This is a genomic window from Streptomyces sp. NPDC093221, from assembly GCF_044753885.1.
Classification (GTDB): domain Bacteria; phylum Actinomycetota; class Actinomycetes; order Streptomycetales; family Streptomycetaceae; genus Actinacidiphila.
Genome location: NZ_JBIVOA010000006.1, coordinates 321,471 through 338,615, shown reverse-complemented (window position 1 = coordinate 338,615; position 17,145 = coordinate 321,471). Strand labels below are relative to the sequence as shown.

The window sequence follows — 17,145 nt, the reverse complement described above, 5'->3', positions numbered from 1 at the left end:
ACGTGTGTTCCCACCCACCGGTCCCGCCAACCCTCGGACACGGGACGAACGCCAGTGCCATGCTGGTGCCGATCACTCTCCGGCACGGTCCGGCGCTCCCAGGGCGTCGCGTCGGACGGCGGGGGGACGACACCACGAGCGGGCCCGGGGGGCACTCATGGCGGGCGGAGCGGGACGAATAGCGCACGTCGTCTGCGGGCGGCGGAGCAAGTGGGTCGTGCTCGGCCTGTGGATCGTCGTGCTGGTGGTGGTCTCGCCGCTGGCCCAGAAACTCACCGACGCGCAGAAGAACGACTCGGCGAGCTGGCTGCCGAGCAAGGCGGAGTCCACCCAAGTGCTGGAGCTCCAGAAGCAGTTCGTGCCGGAGAGCGCGCCCGCGGTCGTCGTGTACTCCCGGCCCAGCGGCCTGACCGACGCGGATGTGGCGAAGGTCGGCGCGGACGCCGCCTCGGTCAAGTCGCTGACCGCGCACGGCATCGTCGGCAGCCGTACGGTCGGACCGCAGCTCGACCGGCGGACCGCGCCGCGCGCCGCGCTGCTCATCGTGCCGATCACCATCGACCCGAGCGGCTGGAGCACCATCGCGGACGCGGTCAAGCAGCTCAGGTCCACCGTCGGGCAGGGCGACGACGGGCTCAGGACGCACATCACGGGCCCCGGCGGCTTCTCCGCGGACTCCGCCGACGCCTTCGCCGGGATCGAGGGCACCCTGCTGTACGCGGCCCTCGCCGTCGTCGTCGTGATCCTGCTGATCACCTACCGCAGCCTGAGCCTGCTCTTCGTGCCGGTGCTGTCCGTGATCGGCGCGCTGTTCACGTCGGAGGCGGTGATCTACCTCCTCGCCGAGCACGCCGGTCTGGTGGTCAACGCCCAGAGCGCGGGCATCCTCACCGTCCTGGTGTTCGGCGCGGGTACGGACTACGCGCTGCTGCTCGTCGCCCGCTACCGCGAAGAGCTGCGCGATCACGAGGACCGGCACGAGGCGATGGCGCTCGCCCTGCACCGGGCGGGCCCCGCGATCATCGCGAGCGCGGCCACGGTGGCGCTGAGCATGCTGTGCCTGCTGGCCGCCGACATGAACTCGACCTCCGGGCTCGGCCCCGTCGCCGCGATCGGTGTCGCGGTGGCCCTGCTGGCGATGCTCACGCTCTTCCCCGCCCTGCTGGTGATCTTCGGCCGCTGGGTGTTCTGGCCCGCGATCCCGCACGTGGGCAGCGCGGAGCCGACCGAGGCCGGTGTGTGGTCGCGGATCGGCACGGCGGTCGGCCACCGGCCGCGGTCGGTGTGGATCACGACGGTGGTCGTGCTCGGCGCGCTCGGCCTCGGGCTGTTCTCGCTGAAGGCGACCGGCCTGTCCAGCGCGGACAGCTTCACCGACACCCCGGACTCGGTGGTCGGCCAGAAGGTGCAGTCCCGCTACTTCCCGGCCGGCGGCGGCCAGCCGCTGGTGGTGATCGCGCGGGCGGGCGCCGCCGACGAGGTGCGTACGGCGCTGGCCTCGGTGCAGGGCGTCGTGCCCGGCTCGGTCGGCACCCCGCCGGGCGTGGCCGCGCAGAGGGACGGCCGGGTCTACCTGGAGGCCACTCTCGCCGACCGCGCGGACAGCGGGGCCGCCCAGCGGACCGTACGGCTGGCCCGCGACACCTTGCACCGCGTCCCCGGCGCGGACGCCCTGGTCGGCGGCGGGACGGCGGTGCAGAAGGACACGAATCAGGCGGCGAGCCGCGACAACAAGCTGCTGATCCCGCTGATCCTGCTGGTCGTCCTGCTGATCCTGGCGCTGCTGCTGCGGGCCCTGGTGGCGCCGCTGGTGCTGATGGCCACGGTGGTGCTGTCCTTCGGCGCCGCCCTCGGCGTCAGCTCGCTGGTCTTCCGGCACGTGTTCGGATACGCGGGCGAGGACACGGCGTTCCCGCTGTTCGTCTTCGTGTTCCTGGTGGCGCTGGGCATCGACTACAACATCTTCCTCATGACCCGCATCCGGGAGGAGACCGTCCGGCGCGGCACCCGCGACGGCGTCCGTACCGGTCTCGCCGCCACCGGCGGGGTGATCACCTCGGCCGGGCTCGTCCTCGCGGGCACCTTCGCGGTGCTCGGCACGCTCCCGGTCGTCGGCTTCGCCGAGATCGGCTTCGCGGTCGCCTTCGGCATCCTGCTCGACACCTTCGTCGTCCGCTCGGTGCTGGTCTCCGCGATCACCCTCGACCTGGGCCACCGGGTGTGGTGGCCGAGCAGGCTCGACGCGCCCCGTGCCGCCCCGGCGCAGGCGCGCGAGGAGGACCGGGAGCAGCCAGCGGACAGCCGTTAGGGCCTGTCCGGCGGACCATGGGCGCGTCAGCGCTCGCGGCGGGTGTTGAGCCGGGCCGCCTGCCGGGTCAGGTGGTCGCGCTCGGCGAGGTTCGGCGCCTTCGGGGCCGCCTGCGCGTAGAGCCGGGCCGCCGTCGCCAGGTCGCCGTCGCGCTCGTGGAGATACGCGGCGACCGCCGTGTACCGGGGCAGCGTGTCGTCGAGGGCGGCGAGCGCCGCGAGACCGGCGCGGGGGCCGTGCGCCTCGCCGACCGCCACCGCCCGGTTGAGGCGGACGACCGGGCTGTCGGTCAGGGCCGCCAGTTCGTCGTACCACTCGACGATCTGCGCCCAGTCGGTCTCCTCGGCCGTGGGCGCGTCCGCGTGGAGCGCCGCGATGGCGGCCTGGGCCTGGAACTCGCCCAGCCGGCCGCGGGCCAGCGCCGCCTGAAGGATCTCGACGCCCTCGGCGATCGCCCCGGTGTCCCACCGGCCGCGGTCCTGCTCGGCGAGCGGTACGAGGCTGCCGTCGGGCGCGGTCCTGGCGGCCCGGCGGGCGTGGTGCAGCAGCATGAGGGCGAGCAGCCCCGCCACCTCGGGGTGGTCGATCACGGCCGCGAGCTGCCGGGTGAGCCGGACGGCCTCGGCGGACAGGTCGACATCGCCGGAGTAGCCCTCGTTGAAGACCAGGTACAGGACCCGCAGCACCGTGGCGACGTCGCCCGGCCGGTCGAACCGCACGCCGGAGACGGTGCGTTTGGCCCGGCTGACGCGCTGTGCCATCGTCGCCTCGGGCACCAGATACGCCTGGGCGATCTGCCGGGTGGTCAGGCCGCCGACGGCCCGCAGGGTGAGCGCGACCGCCGACGACGCGGTCAGCGACGGGTGCGCGCACAGGAAGTAGAGCTGGAGGGTGTCGTCCGCGCCGGAGGCGGGCCCGCTCGCCGGTTCCTCGTCCACCCGGTCCTCACGCCTGCGCCGTGCCGTGTCCGCCCGCGTCGCGTCGAGGAACCGCCGCCAGGCCACCGTCACCAGCCAGCCCTTCGGGTCACGCGGCGGATCGTCGGGCCAGACGCGTACCGCTTCGACCAGTGCGTCCTGCACCGCGTCCTCGGCCGCCGCGAAGTCGGCTCCGCGCCGGACGAGGATCGCGAGCACTGCCGGGGTGAGGCTCCTGACCAGAGCCTCGTCCATCAGTGGGGGCACCCCGTGACGGTGGGGTGGGCGCCGAGGAACGGACGCAGCTCCAGCCACTCGTGGATCGGCTTACCCCCGGCGCCGGGCGCGGCCGACAGCTCCCCTGCCAGTTCGAGGGCCCGCTCGTAGCTGTCGACGTCGATCACCATCCACCCGGCGATGACGTCCTTGGTCTCGGCGAACGGCCCGTCGGTGACCGGCGGACGGCCCTCCCCGTCGTACCGCACGAAGGTCCCCTCGGGGGCGAGCGCTTGGCTGTCGACGTACTCGCCGGTCTCCTCGAGGCGGGTCGCGAAGTCGTTCATGTACGTCACGTGCGCCGAGATCTCCTCCGGCGTCCACTGCGCCATGGGTACGTCGTTCACCGGTGCCGGGGCGCCCCGGTAGTGCTTGAGCAGCAGATACTTCGCCATGGTGCTTCTCCTCGGTGCGGATGCGGCCCATTGTGATCGCGCTTCACCTCGGGGACGGAGCCGTGCGCGGGTTCTCGACATCGCCGCCGGATGTTTTTCGCCCGCGCGGCTGAACGCGGGCGACCGGCTCCCGGCGGGCGGTCAGGCCGTACGGCGCAGGAGGGCGAGGTACATCGCGTCCGTGCCGTGCAGGTGCGGCCAGAGCTGGATGTCGGGGCCGTCGCCGAGGGCGGGGACACCGGGCAGCAGCGGGCGTACGTCGATGCGCTCGGCGGCCGGGGCGCGGTCGTCGCGGAGGATGTCGTCCACGACGGCGCGGGTCTCCGCCAGGTGCGGGGAGCAGGTCGCGTAGCCGACGACGCCGCCGACGCGCACGGCGTGCAGGGCCTCGGTGAGCAGGCCGCGCTGGAGGGGGCCGAAGGTGGGTACGTCCTCGGCGCGCCGTCGCCAGCGGGCCTCGGGCCGGCGGCGGAGCGCGCCGAGGCCGGTGCAGGGCACGTCGACCAGGACGCGGTCGAAGGAGCCCTCGGCCCAGGCGGGGCGGGTGCCGTCGGCGACCACGACCTGGTACGGGCCGGGGTTGCCCGCCAGGGAGCGGGCCACGAGGCGGGCGCGGTGGGGCTGCTTCTCGGCGGCGACGAGTTCCGCGCCGCGCTGGGCCGCGAGGGCCGCGAGGAGCGCGGCCTTGCCGCCGGGGCCCGCGCAGGCGTCGAGCCAGCGGGCGTCCCGGCCGTCGAGCGGGACGGCGGCCAGCGCGGCGGCGACGAGTTGGCTGCCCTCGTCCTGCACGCCGGCCCGGCCCTCGCGGACCGCGTCCACGGCCGCCGGGTCACCGCCCTCGGCCAGCCGTACCGCGTACGGCGACCAGCGGCCGGGCTCCGTCGTGTCCGGCGGCAGCGACTCCATCAGCTCGCGCGCGGTCGACCGGCCGGGGCGCGCGGCCAGCGTCACCTCGGGCCGCTCGTTGTCCGCCGCCAGCAGGTCCTCGATCCCGGCCCGGCCGCCGCCGAGCGCGTCCCACAGCGCCGAGACGACCCAGCGCGGATGCGAGTGCACGACGGCCAGGTGGTCCTCGGGGTCCTCGTCGTACGGCGGCGCGACCAGTTCGAGCCACTCGTCAAGGTCGTGCGCGGAGACCTTCCGCAGCACCGCGTTCACGAACTTCGCCCGGCCGTCGCCGAGCACCACCCGGGCCAGCTCGACGCTCGCCGACACCGCCGCGTGCGTCGGGATACGGGTCCCGAGCAGCTGGTGGGTGCCCAGCGCCAGCACGTCGAGCACCGGCGGGTCCACTTCGCGCAAGGGCCGGTCCACGCAGGCCGCGATCACCGCGTCGTACGTTCCCTGCCGCCGCAGCGTCCCGTACACCAGCTCCGTCGCCAGCGCCGCGTCCCGCCGGTCGAACTCCCGGCCCTTCTTCACCGCCTCCGCCTCCGCCGCCTTCAGCAGGCCCGGCAGCACCAGATTCGCGTACGCGTCCCGCTCCCCCACCGCCCGCAGCGCCTCGAACGCCAGGATTCTGACGGGGTCACGCTGGGGTCGGCGGTACGGCTTGCCCTGCGGGCGGCGGCGCGGCTGGTCGTTCACGTGTGAAGGTGCTCCGATTTTTACGAAGGTCGGTCGCCGTCCACCCTAAGCGCCTGCGGCGCGGGGCGTACTCCTGCCCTGCGGACAGGCCTAGGGCCTGTCCGCCCTAGGCCCCGAGGCGGGAGCCGGACGGGATGCGGGCGCCCCGGGCCCAGTCGGCGGCGGCCATCCGCTTCTTGCCCTGCGGCTGCACCTCTCCGAGGAGTACGGCGTGGCTCCCCGTGCCGACGTACACGGCGTTCTTGGCGACGCCCAGCTCGCCGGGGGCGAGGTCGACGCGGTCGGGCTGGGGCCGGACGGGCCCGAGCTTGAGGCGTTCGCCGGAGGTCAGGGTCCAGGCGCCGGGCGCGGGGGTGCACCCCCGGATGAGGCGGTCGACGCGGAGCGCGGGCGCCGTCCAGTCGACGGCCGCGTCCTCGACGGTGATCTTGGGCGCGAGGGTGACCCCGTCGGCGGGCTGGGGCCGGGCGACGAGGCGGCCGTCCTCGATGCCGTCCATGGTGGCGACGAGCAGCCCGGCGCCGCTGCGGCCGAGCCGGGTGAGCAGGTCGCCGCTGGTGTCGGTCGGGCCGATCTCCTCGGTGAGGACGCCGTAGACGGGCCCGGAGTCGAGCCCCTGCTCGATGAGGAAGGTGGACGCGCCGGTGACCTCGTCACCTGCCATGACCGCGTGCTGCACGGGCGCGGCGCCGCGCCAGGCGGGCAGCAGCGAGAAGTGCAGATTGATCCAGCCGTGCGCGGGGATGTCGAGCGCGGCCTTGGGCAGCAGCGCGCCGTAGGCGACGACCGGGCAGGCGTCGGGGGCGATCTCCCGCAGCCGGGCGAGGAAGTCCTCGTCGCGGGGGCGCGCGGGCTTGAGGATTTCGACGCCGGCCTCGGCGGCCCGCTCGGCGACGGGGCTGGCCAGCAGCTTGCGGCCGCGCCCGGCCGTCGCGTCGGGCCGGGTCACGACGGCGACGACCTCGTGCCGGTCGGAGGCCAGCAGTGCGTCCAGTGCGGGTACGGCGACCTCGGGGGTGCCGGCGAAGACGAGCCTCATCGTGCGGGGTGTGCCTCTCGATGGTGGTTCACGGGCGGGCTTTTCGGCCTGACGGCTGGCCGCCGTCAGGGGGCGGGCGTCACTGCCCGCGCCCGAAGGTGTCGTGCGGCGAGATCTTCACCTGCGGCACGCTGTTCTCGCCCGGCACCCGCCAGATGCCGTCCGGGCCCTCGGTCGCCTCGCGGATCGCCTTGAGCGCGGCCTTGCGCTGCTCGGTGTCGAGCCGGTCGATGAAGATGACCCCATCCAGGTGGTCCGTCTCGTGCTGGATGCAGCGGGCGAGCCGCTGCGTGCCCTCGATCGTGACCGGGTCGCCGTACATGTTGCGGCCCTTGGCGACGACGCCGTACGCGCGCTTGCAGTCGTACGTCAGGCCAGGCAGCGACAGGCAGCCCTCGGGACCGTCCTGCTCGTCCTCGCTGAGCGTCAGCTCCGGGTTGATCAGGTGGCCCAGCTCGCCCTCGACGAAGTAGGTGAACACCCGCAGGGAGACGCCCAGTTGCGGCGCGGCCAGGCCCGCGCCCGGCGCGTCCCGCATGGTGTCGGTCAAGTCCTGTACGAGCGTGCGCAGTTCCTTGTCGAAGGTCGTGACCGGCTGCGCCGTCATGCGCAGCACCGGGTCACCGAAGAGGCGGATGGGCTTGACGGACACGGCGGCGGTCTCCTGGAACGGGCGTACGGCGGCGGCTCCGGACGCCGGGTGCCGGCCGTCCTGACCGCCCCGGGGACGGGGCAGGGGTCAATTCTAGAGGCGCGTTCGGCCCGCCGTGGCGGGGGTGCGCGCCCGGCCGCGCGCCCCCCGAGGGGTGGGCTGCGCCCCTTGCTGCGTGACTCCATGGGCGGCTGGCGCGTTGGTCAAGAGAGTTTGCCCGAATTCGGGTCAATGCACACGGCCCATTCCTTAAGTAACCGCCGGTTGGAGAGGCTTGTTGATGCCCGACCACGCAACCCCTGACGCCCAGGCACGGGCCAGCCTGCACCTGCTGGTGCGGGACATCGAAAGGGTCCGCCGCCAAGTGGACGCGCTGCGGACCCTGACCGCCCAGTTGGGCAACGTCTACCGGCCGCGCCGCAGCGGCCCCACCGCCGGATTCGTCGTGTACGGCCGCGCGCCCGCCCCGACCGTCCGGCTCGCTCAGGAGCTGCGCGACAGCGTGGAGACCCTGGTCACCGCGGCCGTGGAGTTCGACCGCTCCCTGGGGTTCTCCTGGGACGCCGTCGGCTCCGCGCTCGGCGTGACCAAACAGGCGGTGCACCGCCGGTACGGCGGGCGCCGCAGCGCGCCTCCCGGACCCGACGAGCAGGCCGCCTCCGGGCACGGGGTGGTGACCGGCAGCCCCGCGCCCCTCGCGTCCGTCCCCGCCGCCCGTTCCATGCCGGGGGCGCTTCCGCCGGGCCCGCTTCCGCTGGGGGCACTGGAAGCGCGCGAGCCACGCGACGACCGTGAGGACGCCGTCACGTCCTTCCCCGGGCCGCGCAACGGCTGACGCCGTCCCCTCCCCCCTCCCACCTCCGCGCCGTAGTCCCGCCGCCGCCCGCCACGCCGACAGGTCGGGCACCGCGCGCCTGCGGCGCGCTTCCGGGAGGGGGCTCGCCCCCTTTTCCCCCACGAGGGCCCGTCGCGGCTCGCCGTGCCTTCCCCCACCCTCCCCCCAGGGCCCTGGGACACGCGGTCCGCTTCCCACGACGGTCCGTCGTGGCTTGTCGCGCAGTTCCCCGCGCCCCTGGCGGGGCTCTCGGCCGCGTGGGGTGAGCGCACGTGGTCGTGCACGTGGCGGTGGCGCCGGTCTTTTGAGGGGCGCGGGGAACTGCGCGACAAGCCACGACGAGCCGTCGTGCGCAGACGACAGGTACAGCCCCCTCCAGGGGCGCGGGAAAGCCGTCGCGGGACAGGGGCCGTTCGGGGCGGTCAACCGGGTCACCGGGAAAGTGGGGAACCCCCGGCGGAGCCGGTCAGCCGATGTTGGGGGGGTCCATGCGGACGTGGACCGGGTCGGAGGCGCCACGGGTGGCGCGAGCGATCTGGGCCTCTTTGAGGGCGGCGGCGAGGGCGGAGCCGGTGCCGGGGGGCACGCGGAGCAGAAGCCGTTCCCACTGCTCGCCGGGCGGCGGCTCCCCGTGGCGGCGGGTGCGGCCGGGGCCGGGCGTGGGGACGGGCAGGGGCACGGGCCCTAGCTGGTCGGTACCCGGCGGGAGCCGCAAGGTGTCGAGGAGGTCGACCACGGCGGCCGGGGGCCCGACGACCGAGGCCATCCGGGAGACCGGCGGAAAGCGCAGCTCGGCGCGTTCGGCCAGCTCGCGCAGGGCGTGCCCGGCGGGGTCCCAGCGGACGAGGGCCTGGACGGGCCGCAGGGTCGGCTCGCCGAGGATGACGACGGTGCCGCCCTCGCCCGCGGGCCGTACGAGGGCGGCGGCGTGCGCCCAGCGCCGGAGCGCCTCCTCACCGGCGCGCAGGTCGGGCCGGTTCAGCAGCGCCCAGCCGTCGAGCAGCAGGGCCGCCGCGTAGCCGGTGTCGGCGACGGGTTCGGCGCCGGGGGTGGCGATGACCAGCGCGGGGGCCGCGCCGACCGAGGCGAGGACGGTGTCGCGCCCCGAGGTGCGTACCGGCACTTTGGGGAAGGCGCGCCCCAGCTCCTCGGCCGTGCGCCGCGCGCCCACGATCTGGGCGCGCAGCCGGAAGCCGCCGCACTCGGGGCAGTGCCAGTCGGCGGCGGGCCGCCCGCACCAGCCGCAGTGCGGGGTGCCGCCCTGCTCGCGGACTTCGAGCGGCCCGGCGCAGGCGGTGCACCGGGCGGGTTCGCGGCAGTTGTCGCAGGCGAGCCGGGGTACGTAGCCGCGGCGCGGCACCTGGACGAGGACCGGGCCGCGCGCCAGCGCCTCCCGCGTGACCTGCCAGGCGATCGACGGCAGCCGGGCGGCGCGCGCGGCCTCGTCCCTGGCCTGGTCGCCGTCGCCGACCGTGCGGATCAGCGGCGCCGCCGCCCGTACCTCGTCCCGGCTGGCCGCCAGCGGCAGCGCCCAGCCGCTGTCCACGAGCTGGGCCGCCTCGACGGTGCTGGTGAGGCCGCCGAGCAGGAACGCGGTCCGTTCCTCGGCGGCGCGCAACAGCAGGACGTCACGGGCGTGCGGCTGCGGGGCGTGCGGCTCGGCGTGGCTGGAGTCGCCGTCGTCCCAGAGCGCGACGAGGCCGAGGTCGGTGACGGGCGCGAACATCGCGGCGCGGGTGCCGACGACGGCCCGTACCGCGCCGCGGCTGACGGCCAGCCAGCGCCGGTACCGCTCCTCGGGGCCCGCGTCGGCGGTGAGCAGGACGTGGCGGCCCTCGCCGAGCAGTTCGGTCAGCGCCGCGTCGACCCGGGCGGCGGACCGGCCGTCGGGCAGTACGGCCAGGGCGCCGCGGCCAGAGGCGAGGGTGGTGGCGACGGCCACCGCCAGTTCGCGCGGCCAGTGCGGTCCGGGCAGCGCGAGCCAGACCGCGCGGGGCGTGTCGCCGCGGGCCAGCGCCTGGAGGTACGCGGGGCCCGTCGCGTACCGCCGCCAGCTCCCCGGCTCCGGCGCCGCCGGGTCCGGCAGCGGTCCCGGTGACGGGTCGCGCTCGGCGCGGGCCATCCTGGGCGGTACGGCGAGCTGGACGACGTCGGCGAGCGCTCCGGCGTACCGGTCCGCGACCTGGCGGCACAGCTTCAGCAGCGGCGGGGTCAGCACCTGCTCGGTCGACAGCACCTGCGCGAGCGGGGCGAGGGGGCCGCGGAAGTCGCTCTCGGCCCGCCGTTCGACGATGAAGCCGTCGTGCAGCGAGCCGCCTTCTCTCCTGCCCTTCACCACGCGCGCCCCGAAGCGGACCCTGACCCGTACGCCGGGTCTGGCCTCCTCGTCCATGGCCGCCGGCACCGCGTAGTCGAAGAACTGGTCCAGGTGCAGCAGCCCCTTGTCGACCAGCACCCGTGCCACCGGCAGCCCTTCGGCGAGGGCCGCCCCGCGCCATGTCCGCGGCTTGGCCTTGGGCTCCTTCGCCTTCTTGACGGTCTCCCGAATGAGCGCGAGCTGCTCCCCTGCGGGGGGCTCGGCGTCCTGACCGTTCTCGCTGCTCACCTTGCGATTCTTACAGACCCCTCGGACACACTCGCGCCGCCGCGAGACGGCGCCCCCATACCGGGGCGGGGGCGCCGTACGGACTTAGAGCCCGGCGGCCGAGCGCAGGGCGTCGACGCGGTCCGTCCGCTCCCAGGTGAAGTCCTCCAGCTCGCGGCCGAAGTGGCCGTAGGCGGCGGTCTGGGCGTAGATCGGGCGGAGCAGGTCGAGGTCGCGGATGATCGCGGCGGGCCGCAGGTCGAAGACCTGGCTGATGGCCTGCTCGATCTTCTCGACGTCGACGCTCGCGGTGCCGAAGGTCTCGACGAAGAGACCGACGGGCTCGGCCTTGCCGATGGCGTAGGCGACCTGGACCTCGCAGCGCGCGGCGAGCCCGGCGGCGACGACGTTCTTGGCGACCCAGCGCATGGCGTAGGCGGCGGAGCGGTCGACCTTGGACGGGTCCTTGCCCGAGAAGGCGCCGCCGCCGTGGCGGGCCATGCCGCCGTAGGTGTCGATGATGATCTTGCGGCCGGTGAGCCCGGCGTCACCCATGGGGCCGCCGATCTCGAAGCGGCCGGTGGGGTTGACCAGCAGCTTGTAGCCGTCGGTGTCGAGCTTGATGCCGTCGTCGAGCAGGGCCTTCAGCTCGACCTCGACGACGAATTCCCGGATGTCGGGCGCGAGCAGCGACTCCAGGTCGATGTCGGAGGCGTGCTGCGAGGAGACCACGACGGTGTCGAGGCGGACGGCCTTGTCGCCGTCGTACTCGATGGTGACCTGGGTCTTGCCGTCCGGGCGCAGGTACGGGATCTGGCCGTTCTTGCGGACCTCGGTCAGCCGCCTGGACAGGCGGTGGGCGAGCGTGATCGGCAGCGGCATCAGCTCGGGCGTCTCGTCGGACGCGTAGCCGAACATCAGGCCCTGGTCGCCCGCGCCCTGCTTGTTCAGGTCGTCGTCGGTCGCGGCGGAACCCGCGACGCGCTTCTCGTACGCGGTGTCGACACCCTGTGCGATGTCAGGGGACTGCGCGCCGATGGACACCGAGACGCCGCAGGAGGCGCCGTCGAAGCCCTTCTTGGAGGAGTCGTAGCCGATCTCCAGGATCTTGTTGCGCACCAGGGTGGCGATATCGGCGTAGGCGGTGGTCGTGACCTCGCCCGCGATATGCACCTGACCGGTGGTGATCAGCGTCTCGACGGCGACCCGGGAGTGCGGGTCGGCCTTGAGGAGGGCGTCGAGGATGGTGTCGCTGATCTGGTCAGCGATCTTGTCTGGGTGTCCCTCGGTGACGGACTCCGAGGTGAACAGGCGGCGGGACACATCGCTCCCTGGGGTTGCAGCGGCTGCTGGCTGAATCTGGGCGGAGTGCGCAGGGCTGCGCCCGGCACTCCACTGCAAGCTTATAGTCCGCCGCCGCGGACGTGACACGGCATCTCGGCCTTTGGATTCGTGGCGGAACGCGTCATCACGCGTCCACCCGAGTGTCACTTTCCGGCAATCTCGCGCCGACAAGATCCCACACCCGGTCCGCGAGATCCTCCTTGGGCCCGTACGGTACGGGGGTCTCGCTGCCGTCGGCGCCCAGTACCACAGCCTCGTTCTCCTCGGTGCCGAACGCCTTGCCGTCACCCACTTCGTTGACGACGAGCAGATCACAACCCTTTCGGGTGAGCTTGGCGCGTCCGTTGACGAGGACGTCGTCGGTCTCGGCGGCGAAGCCGACGACGAGCTGTCCCGGCCGGGCGCGGTGCGCGGAGATCTCGGCGAGGATGTCGGCGTTGCGGACCAGGGTGATCGGCGCGGGCTCCTGGTCGTCCTTCTTCTTGATCTTGCCCGCCGCGTACCGCGCGGGGCGGAAGTCCGCGACGGCGGCGGCCATCACCACCACGTCGGCGTCGGCGGCGGCCTTGAGCACCGCTTCCCTGAGCTGTTCCGCGGTGCCGACGGTGACGACGTCGGCGCCGGCCGGGTCGGGGAGCCCGGTGTTGGCCGCGAGGAGGGTGACCCGGGCGCCGCGCGCCACGGCGGTACGGGCCAGCGCGTAGCCCTGCTTGCCGGAGGAGCGGTTGCCGAGGTAGCGGACCGGGTCGAGGGGTTCGCGGGTACCGCCCGCGCTGATCACCACATGGCGTCCGGCCAGGTCCGGCTCGGCGGGTCCCCGGCGCAGCACGCGGCGGCAGACCTCGTAGATCTCGGCGGGGTCGGGCAGCCGTCCCTTGCCGGTGTCGACGCCGGTCAGCCTGCCGACGGCGGGTTCGATGACGACGCAGCCCCGGCGCCGCAGGGTGGCGACGTTCTCCCGGGTGGCCGGGTGCTCCCACATCTCGGTGTGCATCGCGGGGGCGAAGACCACCGGGCAGCGGGCGGTCAGCAGGGTGTTGGTGAGCAGGTCGTCGGCGAGGCCGTGGGCGGCCTTGGCGAGCAGGTCGGCGGTGGCGGGGGCGACCACGACGAGGTCGGCGTGCTGGCCGATCCGTACGTGCGGGACCTCGTGGACGTCGTCCCAGACGCGGGTGGAGACCGGGTTGCCGGACAGCGCCGACCAGGTGGCCTCGCCGACGAAGTGCAGCGCGGACTCGGTGGGCACCACCCGCACGCCGTGCCCCGACTCGGTGAGCCGCCGCAGCAGCTCGCACGCCTTGTAGGCGGCGATGCCACCGCTCACACCCAGCACGACCTGTGGTTTCGCCATCGTGTCTCCCGACCCGAGATCCGTCGTCCGAACCGTCCTGCGACCTGTCCCGCGACCCGTTCCGCGCGGGTCACCTGACACGTCCCATGACACACCACGGGCCCGGCGGTCGCTCCGCCGGGCCCGTGCTGAAACGCGTGTGGATGTGTGCTGGCGTCAGTGCGCGGGCGCCTCGACCGCTTCGGAGGTCAGCAGACCCGCGTTGATCTCGCGCAGCGCGATGGAGAGCGGCTTCTCGTGCACGTGGGTGTCCACGAGCGGGCCGACGTACTCCAGCAGGCCCTCACCGAGCTGGGAGTAGTACGCGTTGATCTGGCGCGCGCGCTTGGCGGCGTAGATCACCAGGCTGTACTTCGAATCGGTGGCTTCGAGCAGCTCGTCAATCGGAGGATTGATGATGCCCTCGGGCGTGGTGATGGAAGAGGACACGCTCTACCTACCCCTACTACTGATGGAAAACGGAAAAGACTGAGTCAGCTCAGTCAATCTGCATCAAGGCTAGCAGCTCACGCGCTACAGCCTCGACCGAGGTGTTGACAAGGGTCACGTCGAACTCGGCCTCGGCGGCCAGTTCGACCTTGGCCGCGCTCAGCCGTTCCTCGATCACCTCGGGCGATTCGGTGCCGCGCCCGGTGAGGCGGCGGACCAGTTCCTCCCAGCTCGGCGGCGCGAGGAAGACCAGGCGCGCCTCGGGCATCGATTCACGGACCAGCCGGGCGCCCTGGAGGTCGATCTCCAGCAGCACGGGCTCGCCCGCGCCGAGCTTGTCGAGCACGGCCGCGCGGGGCGTGCCGTAGCGGTTCCCGGCGAATTCGGCCCACTCCAGCAGTTCGCCGTTGGCGACGAGCTTGTCGAACTCGTCGTCGTCCACGAAGTAGTACTGGACACCGTGCTGCTCGCCGGGGCGCGGCTTGCGCGTGGTGGCGGAGACCGACAGCCAGACGTCGGGGTGCACCGTGCGCAGGTGGGCGACGACCGTGCTCTTGCCGACCCCTGAGGGGCCGGAGAGCACGGTCAGTCGCGGGTGTCTGTCCGGGGGGGCCGGAGTGGCCCCCTGCGAAGCGAGGGGGCGGGCCGCCCCCCGGGAGACTGTAGAACTCATGGAGCGATTATCCCTGGTTCCCGGAGGTGCTGGTGCCGCGGCGGGGCAAAGCTTGCCGGGGGCACGAGGACCGTCAGGCGGAGGCGCCGCCGAACTCGCGCTCCAGGGACGCGATCTGGTTCGAGCCCAGACCACGGACGCGACGGCTCTCGGAGATCCCGAGCCGCTCCATGATCTGCTTGGCGCGCACCTTGCCGACGCCGGGCAGGGACTCCAAGAGAGCGGAGACCTTCATCTTGCCGATGACGTCGTTCTCCTGGCCCTGCTTGATGACCTCGTGCAGAGAGGCGCCGGAGTGCTTGAGCCGGTTCTTGACCTCGGCGCGCTCCCGGCGAGCCGCGGCGGCCTTTTCGAGCGCGGCAGCGCGCTGTTCAGGGGTAAGGGGCGGAAGAGCCACGCCTACGTCACCTCGGATGTAGAGCAATCGGATATGGACCGTGTGGTGGAGCACACTCCCCCCGCGTTTACGGGGCGAGAAGCGACGCGAGTGAACGTCGCCGCTCCTGTCGGAGACTAGCGGTCCGAACGGCTCAAGTCAGCGAGAACAGACGAAAAGTCCTGGTCAGACTCGATCCAGCGGGATATTTGGGGCAAAGCGGAACAGGTTTCTGCGTCAATTCGTTCGGTGGTTGAATCTGAACCTTCTTTTTGACGTTTAAACAGCGCGCGACCGGCCCCATCAGGGGCTCGACCGGGGCAACGTTTTGGGGTCCGTCCGGGCCCCGGAGGACCCGGACTCCCCTGCCGCGCACCGTCGTTGGGCCGCCTACCCCCGACCGGTACGGCTACCCGCCCGCGACCGCCGCGCGCACCTCGTCGGTGAAGCGCGCCGCCGCCTCGCGCAGTCCCGCCGCGTCGGGTCCGTGCCGCAGCACGTCCCGGCTGACGCTGGGCACCACATTGGCCACCGCGGAGCCGAACAGCGCCGGCAGTCCCGCGGGCGTGGCGCCCTGCGCCCCGATGCCGGGCGCCAGCAGCGGCCCGTTGATGTCGAGATCCGCGCCCGCCTCCGACAGCGTCGCGCCGACCACCGCGCCGACCGAACCCAGCGGCGTCACACCCGCGTTCTCGGCCGCCATGTGGTCGAGCATCACCTGCGCGACGGACGCGCCGCCCGCCGCCGTCGCCCGCTGCACCTCCGCGCCCTCCGGGTTGGAGGTCAGGGCGAGGACGAAGACCCCGGACCCCGAGATCCGCGCCGCGTCCAGCGCGGGCCGCAGCGACTCGAAGCCGAGATAGGGGCTGACCGTGACCGCGTCGGAGAACAGCGGCGAGTCCTTGTCCAGATACGTGGCGGCGTACGCGGCCATCGTCGAGCCGATGTCGCCGCGCTTGGCGTCCATCAGCACCAGGACGCCCGCGGCCCGCGCCTCGGCGACCGCCCGCTCCAGTACGGCGATACCGCGCGAGCCGAAGCGCTCGAAGAACGCCGACTGCGGTTTGAGGACCGCCGTACGGTCGGCCAGCGCCTCGACCACGGTCATCGTGAAGCGTTCGAGACCGGCCACGTCGTCGTTGAGGCCCCACGCGGTGAGCAGCGCGGCGTGCGGGTCGATGCCGACGCAGAGCTGTCCGCGGGTGTCCATGGCCCGGCGCAGCCGCGCGCCGAAGGGTTCGAGTTCCACCTGCGGCGGGGTCGGGGTCATACCGGCACCTTCCGTGTGTCGGCGCCGACGGCGTCGGCGAGCGTGGCGTACGGGCTGGTGGCCAGGCGGGCGGCCAGGCCCTTGTGGACCGCGCGCATCCAGAAGGGGCCCTGGTAGATGAAGGCGCTGTAGCCCTGCACCAGGGTGGCGCCCGCGAGAATCCGCTGCCAGGCGTCCTCCGCGTCGCGGATGCCGCCGACGCCGACCAGCGTGATCCGGTCGCCGACCCGCGCGTACAGCCTGCGCAGCACCTCCAGGGAGCGGTCGCCCAGCGGCGCGCCGGACAGCCCGCCGGTCTCCGCGGTCAGCCGGGGGTCGGACGCCAGGCCGAGGCCGTCCCTGGCGATGGTGGTGTTGGTGGCGATGATGCCGTCGAGGCCCAGTTCCACGGCGAGGTCGGCGACGGCGTCCACGTCCTCGTCCGCCAGGTCGGGCGCGATCTTGACCAGCAGCGGCACGTGGCGGTCGGTCACCGTACGGTCGGCGGCCTCGCGTACCGCCGTCAGCAGCGGGCGCAGGGCGGCGGTCGCCTGGAGATTGCGCAGTCCCGGCGTGTTCGGCGAGGACACGTTGACCACCAGGTAGTCGGCGTGCGCGGCCAGCCGCTCGGTGGACGTCACGTAGTCGGCCGCCGCCGCCTCCTCCGGGACCGTCTTGGTCTTGCCGATGTTGACGCCGACGGTGGTACGGAAGACCGGTCGCCGGGCGGCGAGCCGGTCCGCGACGGCGGCGGACCCGTCGTTGTTGAAGCCCATCCGGTTGATCAGCGCGCTGTCGGCGACCAGCCGGAACAGCCGGGGCCGCGGATTGCCGGACTGGCCCTGCGCCGTGACCGTGCCGATCTCGACGTGGTCGAAGCCGAGCATGGCCATCGCGTCGATGGCGACCGCGTTCTTGTCGAACCCGGCCGCCAGCCCGAACGGGCCGTGCATCCGCAGGCCCAGGGCCTCGGTACGCAGCGACGCGTAGCGCGGCGCGAGCGCCGCCGCGACGAAGGTGCGCAGGACGGGGATCCGCGCCACCAGCCGGATCCACCGGAAGGCCAGGTGATGGGCGCTCTCGGCGTCCATGCGCCGGAAGAAGAGCCGGAAGAAGAGGTGGTACATCGT

Annotated in this window: 15 protein-coding genes; 2 read left to right on the top strand and 13 right to left on the bottom strand. The window is 73.4% G+C overall.

Features of this window, described 5'->3' with window-relative positions; genetic code table 11:
• Positions 1 to 157 precede the first annotated feature (157 nt).
• Positions 158 to 2,308, top strand: coding sequence for an MMPL family transporter (locus ACIQCJ_RS24330; protein WP_402712497.1), 2,151 nt, complete (start codon positions 158 to 160; stop codon positions 2,306 to 2,308).
• Positions 2,309 to 2,334: 26 nt separating this feature from the next.
• Here the strand turns inward: ACIQCJ_RS24330 and ACIQCJ_RS24325 are convergent, their stop codons facing one another.
• The 5 genes from ACIQCJ_RS24325 to def form a co-directional block, all read right to left on the bottom strand.
• Positions 2,335 to 3,480 carry an RNA polymerase sigma factor gene (locus ACIQCJ_RS24325; RefSeq protein WP_402712496.1) on the bottom strand — a complete coding sequence of 382 codons (1,146 nt, stop codon included), beginning with the start codon at positions 3,478 to 3,480 and terminating at the stop codon, positions 2,335 to 2,337.
• On the bottom strand, positions 3,480 to 3,896 hold the full coding sequence (locus ACIQCJ_RS24320) for a YciI family protein (protein WP_355348815.1): 417 nt from the start codon (positions 3,894 to 3,896) through the stop codon (positions 3,480 to 3,482). Before ACIQCJ_RS24320 ends, ACIQCJ_RS24325 begins: the two co-directional genes overlap by 1 nt.
• 141 nt (positions 3,897 to 4,037) lie before the next feature.
• The gene (locus ACIQCJ_RS24315) at positions 4,038 to 5,483 is read right to left on the bottom strand and encodes an RsmB/NOP family class I SAM-dependent RNA methyltransferase (RefSeq protein ID WP_402712494.1); all 1,446 of its coding nucleotides are present in this window, start codon (positions 5,481 to 5,483) and stop codon (positions 4,038 to 4,040) included.
• A gap of 106 nt (positions 5,484 to 5,589) precedes the next feature.
• The gene (gene fmt / locus ACIQCJ_RS24310) at positions 5,590 to 6,522 is read right to left on the bottom strand and encodes a methionyl-tRNA formyltransferase (protein ID WP_391160780.1); all 933 of its coding nucleotides are present in this window, start codon (positions 6,520 to 6,522) and stop codon (positions 5,590 to 5,592) included.
• A 79-nt stretch (positions 6,523 to 6,601) separates the two neighbouring features.
• Positions 6,602 to 7,174, bottom strand: a complete 573-nt coding sequence (def, locus tag ACIQCJ_RS24305; protein WP_391046667.1) for a peptide deformylase — start codon at positions 7,172 to 7,174, stop codon at positions 6,602 to 6,604.
• A gap of 280 nt (positions 7,175 to 7,454) precedes the next feature.
• On the opposite strand from def, the gene ACIQCJ_RS24300 reads away from it, so the two are divergent.
• Positions 7,455 to 8,009, top strand: a complete 555-nt coding sequence (locus ACIQCJ_RS24300) for a hypothetical protein (RefSeq protein WP_355348803.1) — start codon at positions 7,455 to 7,457, stop codon at positions 8,007 to 8,009.
• A 466-nt stretch (positions 8,010 to 8,475) separates the two neighbouring features.
• Here the strand turns inward: ACIQCJ_RS24300 and ACIQCJ_RS24295 are convergent, their stop codons facing one another.
• The 8 genes from ACIQCJ_RS24295 to ACIQCJ_RS24260 all read right to left on the bottom strand — a co-directional run bounded on the left by ACIQCJ_RS24295 (position 8,476) and on the right by ACIQCJ_RS24260 (position 17,142).
• Positions 8,476 to 10,614, bottom strand: a complete 2,139-nt coding sequence (locus ACIQCJ_RS24295; protein ID WP_402712493.1) for a primosomal protein N' — start codon at positions 10,612 to 10,614, stop codon at positions 8,476 to 8,478.
• 84 nt (positions 10,615 to 10,698) lie between these two features.
• The gene (metK, locus tag ACIQCJ_RS24290; RefSeq protein ID WP_401307156.1) at positions 10,699 to 11,916 is read right to left on the bottom strand and encodes a methionine adenosyltransferase; all 1,218 of its coding nucleotides are present in this window, start codon (positions 11,914 to 11,916) and stop codon (positions 10,699 to 10,701) included.
• Positions 11,917 to 12,061: 145 nt separating this feature from the next.
• Positions 12,062 to 13,288 (bottom strand): bifunctional phosphopantothenoylcysteine decarboxylase/phosphopantothenate--cysteine ligase CoaBC, encoded by a 1,227-nt coding sequence (coaBC, locus tag ACIQCJ_RS24285; RefSeq protein ID WP_391046660.1) that lies wholly within the window; start codon positions 13,286 to 13,288, stop codon positions 12,062 to 12,064.
• Positions 13,289 to 13,444: 156 nt separating this feature from the next.
• Positions 13,445 to 13,717, bottom strand: a complete 273-nt coding sequence (gene rpoZ / locus ACIQCJ_RS24280; protein WP_033174507.1) for a DNA-directed RNA polymerase subunit omega — start codon at positions 13,715 to 13,717, stop codon at positions 13,445 to 13,447.
• Between the two features lie 49 nt (positions 13,718 to 13,766).
• Complete coding sequence (gene gmk / locus ACIQCJ_RS24275) at positions 13,767 to 14,390, bottom strand: guanylate kinase (RefSeq protein WP_355348790.1); 624 nt, start codon at positions 14,388 to 14,390, stop codon at positions 13,767 to 13,769.
• A 73-nt stretch (positions 14,391 to 14,463) separates the two neighbouring features.
• Positions 14,464 to 14,787 (bottom strand): integration host factor, encoded by a 324-nt coding sequence (locus ACIQCJ_RS24270; RefSeq protein WP_093712873.1) that lies wholly within the window; start codon positions 14,785 to 14,787, stop codon positions 14,464 to 14,466.
• Positions 14,788 to 15,175: 388 nt separating this feature from the next.
• Complete coding sequence (gene pyrF / locus ACIQCJ_RS24265) at positions 15,176 to 16,015, bottom strand: orotidine-5'-phosphate decarboxylase (protein ID WP_402712549.1); 840 nt, start codon at positions 16,013 to 16,015, stop codon at positions 15,176 to 15,178.
• Positions 16,016 to 16,032: 17 nt separating this feature from the next.
• Entirely contained in the window at positions 16,033 to 17,142 is a 1,110-nt protein-coding gene (locus tag ACIQCJ_RS24260; protein WP_402712491.1) for a quinone-dependent dihydroorotate dehydrogenase, read from the bottom strand.
• Between the last annotated feature and the right edge of the window lie 3 nt (positions 17,143 to 17,145).

Excerpts from the sequence above, each read along its gene's own strand:
- ACIQCJ_RS24320 (WP_355348815.1), bottom strand. The coding sequence starts at position 3,896 with ATGGCGAAGTATCTGCTGCTCAAGCACTACCGGGGCGCCCCGGCACCG.
- ACIQCJ_RS24330 (WP_402712497.1), top strand. The coding sequence starts at position 158 with ATGGCGGGCGGAGCGGGACGAATAGCGCACGTCGTCTGCGGGCGGCGG.
- fmt (WP_391160780.1), bottom strand. The coding sequence starts at position 6,522 with ATGAGGCTCGTCTTCGCCGGCACCCCCGAGGTCGCCGTACCCGCACTG.
- ACIQCJ_RS24260 (WP_402712491.1), bottom strand. The coding sequence starts at position 17,142 with ATGTACCACCTCTTCTTCCGGCTCTTCTTCCGGCGCATGGACGCCGAG.
- ACIQCJ_RS24325 (WP_402712496.1), bottom strand. The coding sequence starts at position 3,480 with ATGGACGAGGCTCTGGTCAGGAGCCTCACCCCGGCAGTGCTCGCGATC.
- gmk (WP_355348790.1), bottom strand. The coding sequence starts at position 14,390 with ATGAGTTCTACAGTCTCCCGGGGGGCGGCCCGCCCCCTCGCTTCGCAG.
- ACIQCJ_RS24300 (WP_355348803.1), top strand. The coding sequence starts at position 7,455 with ATGCCCGACCACGCAACCCCTGACGCCCAGGCACGGGCCAGCCTGCAC.
- coaBC (WP_391046660.1), bottom strand. The coding sequence starts at position 13,288 with ATGGCGAAACCACAGGTCGTGCTGGGTGTGAGCGGTGGCATCGCCGCC.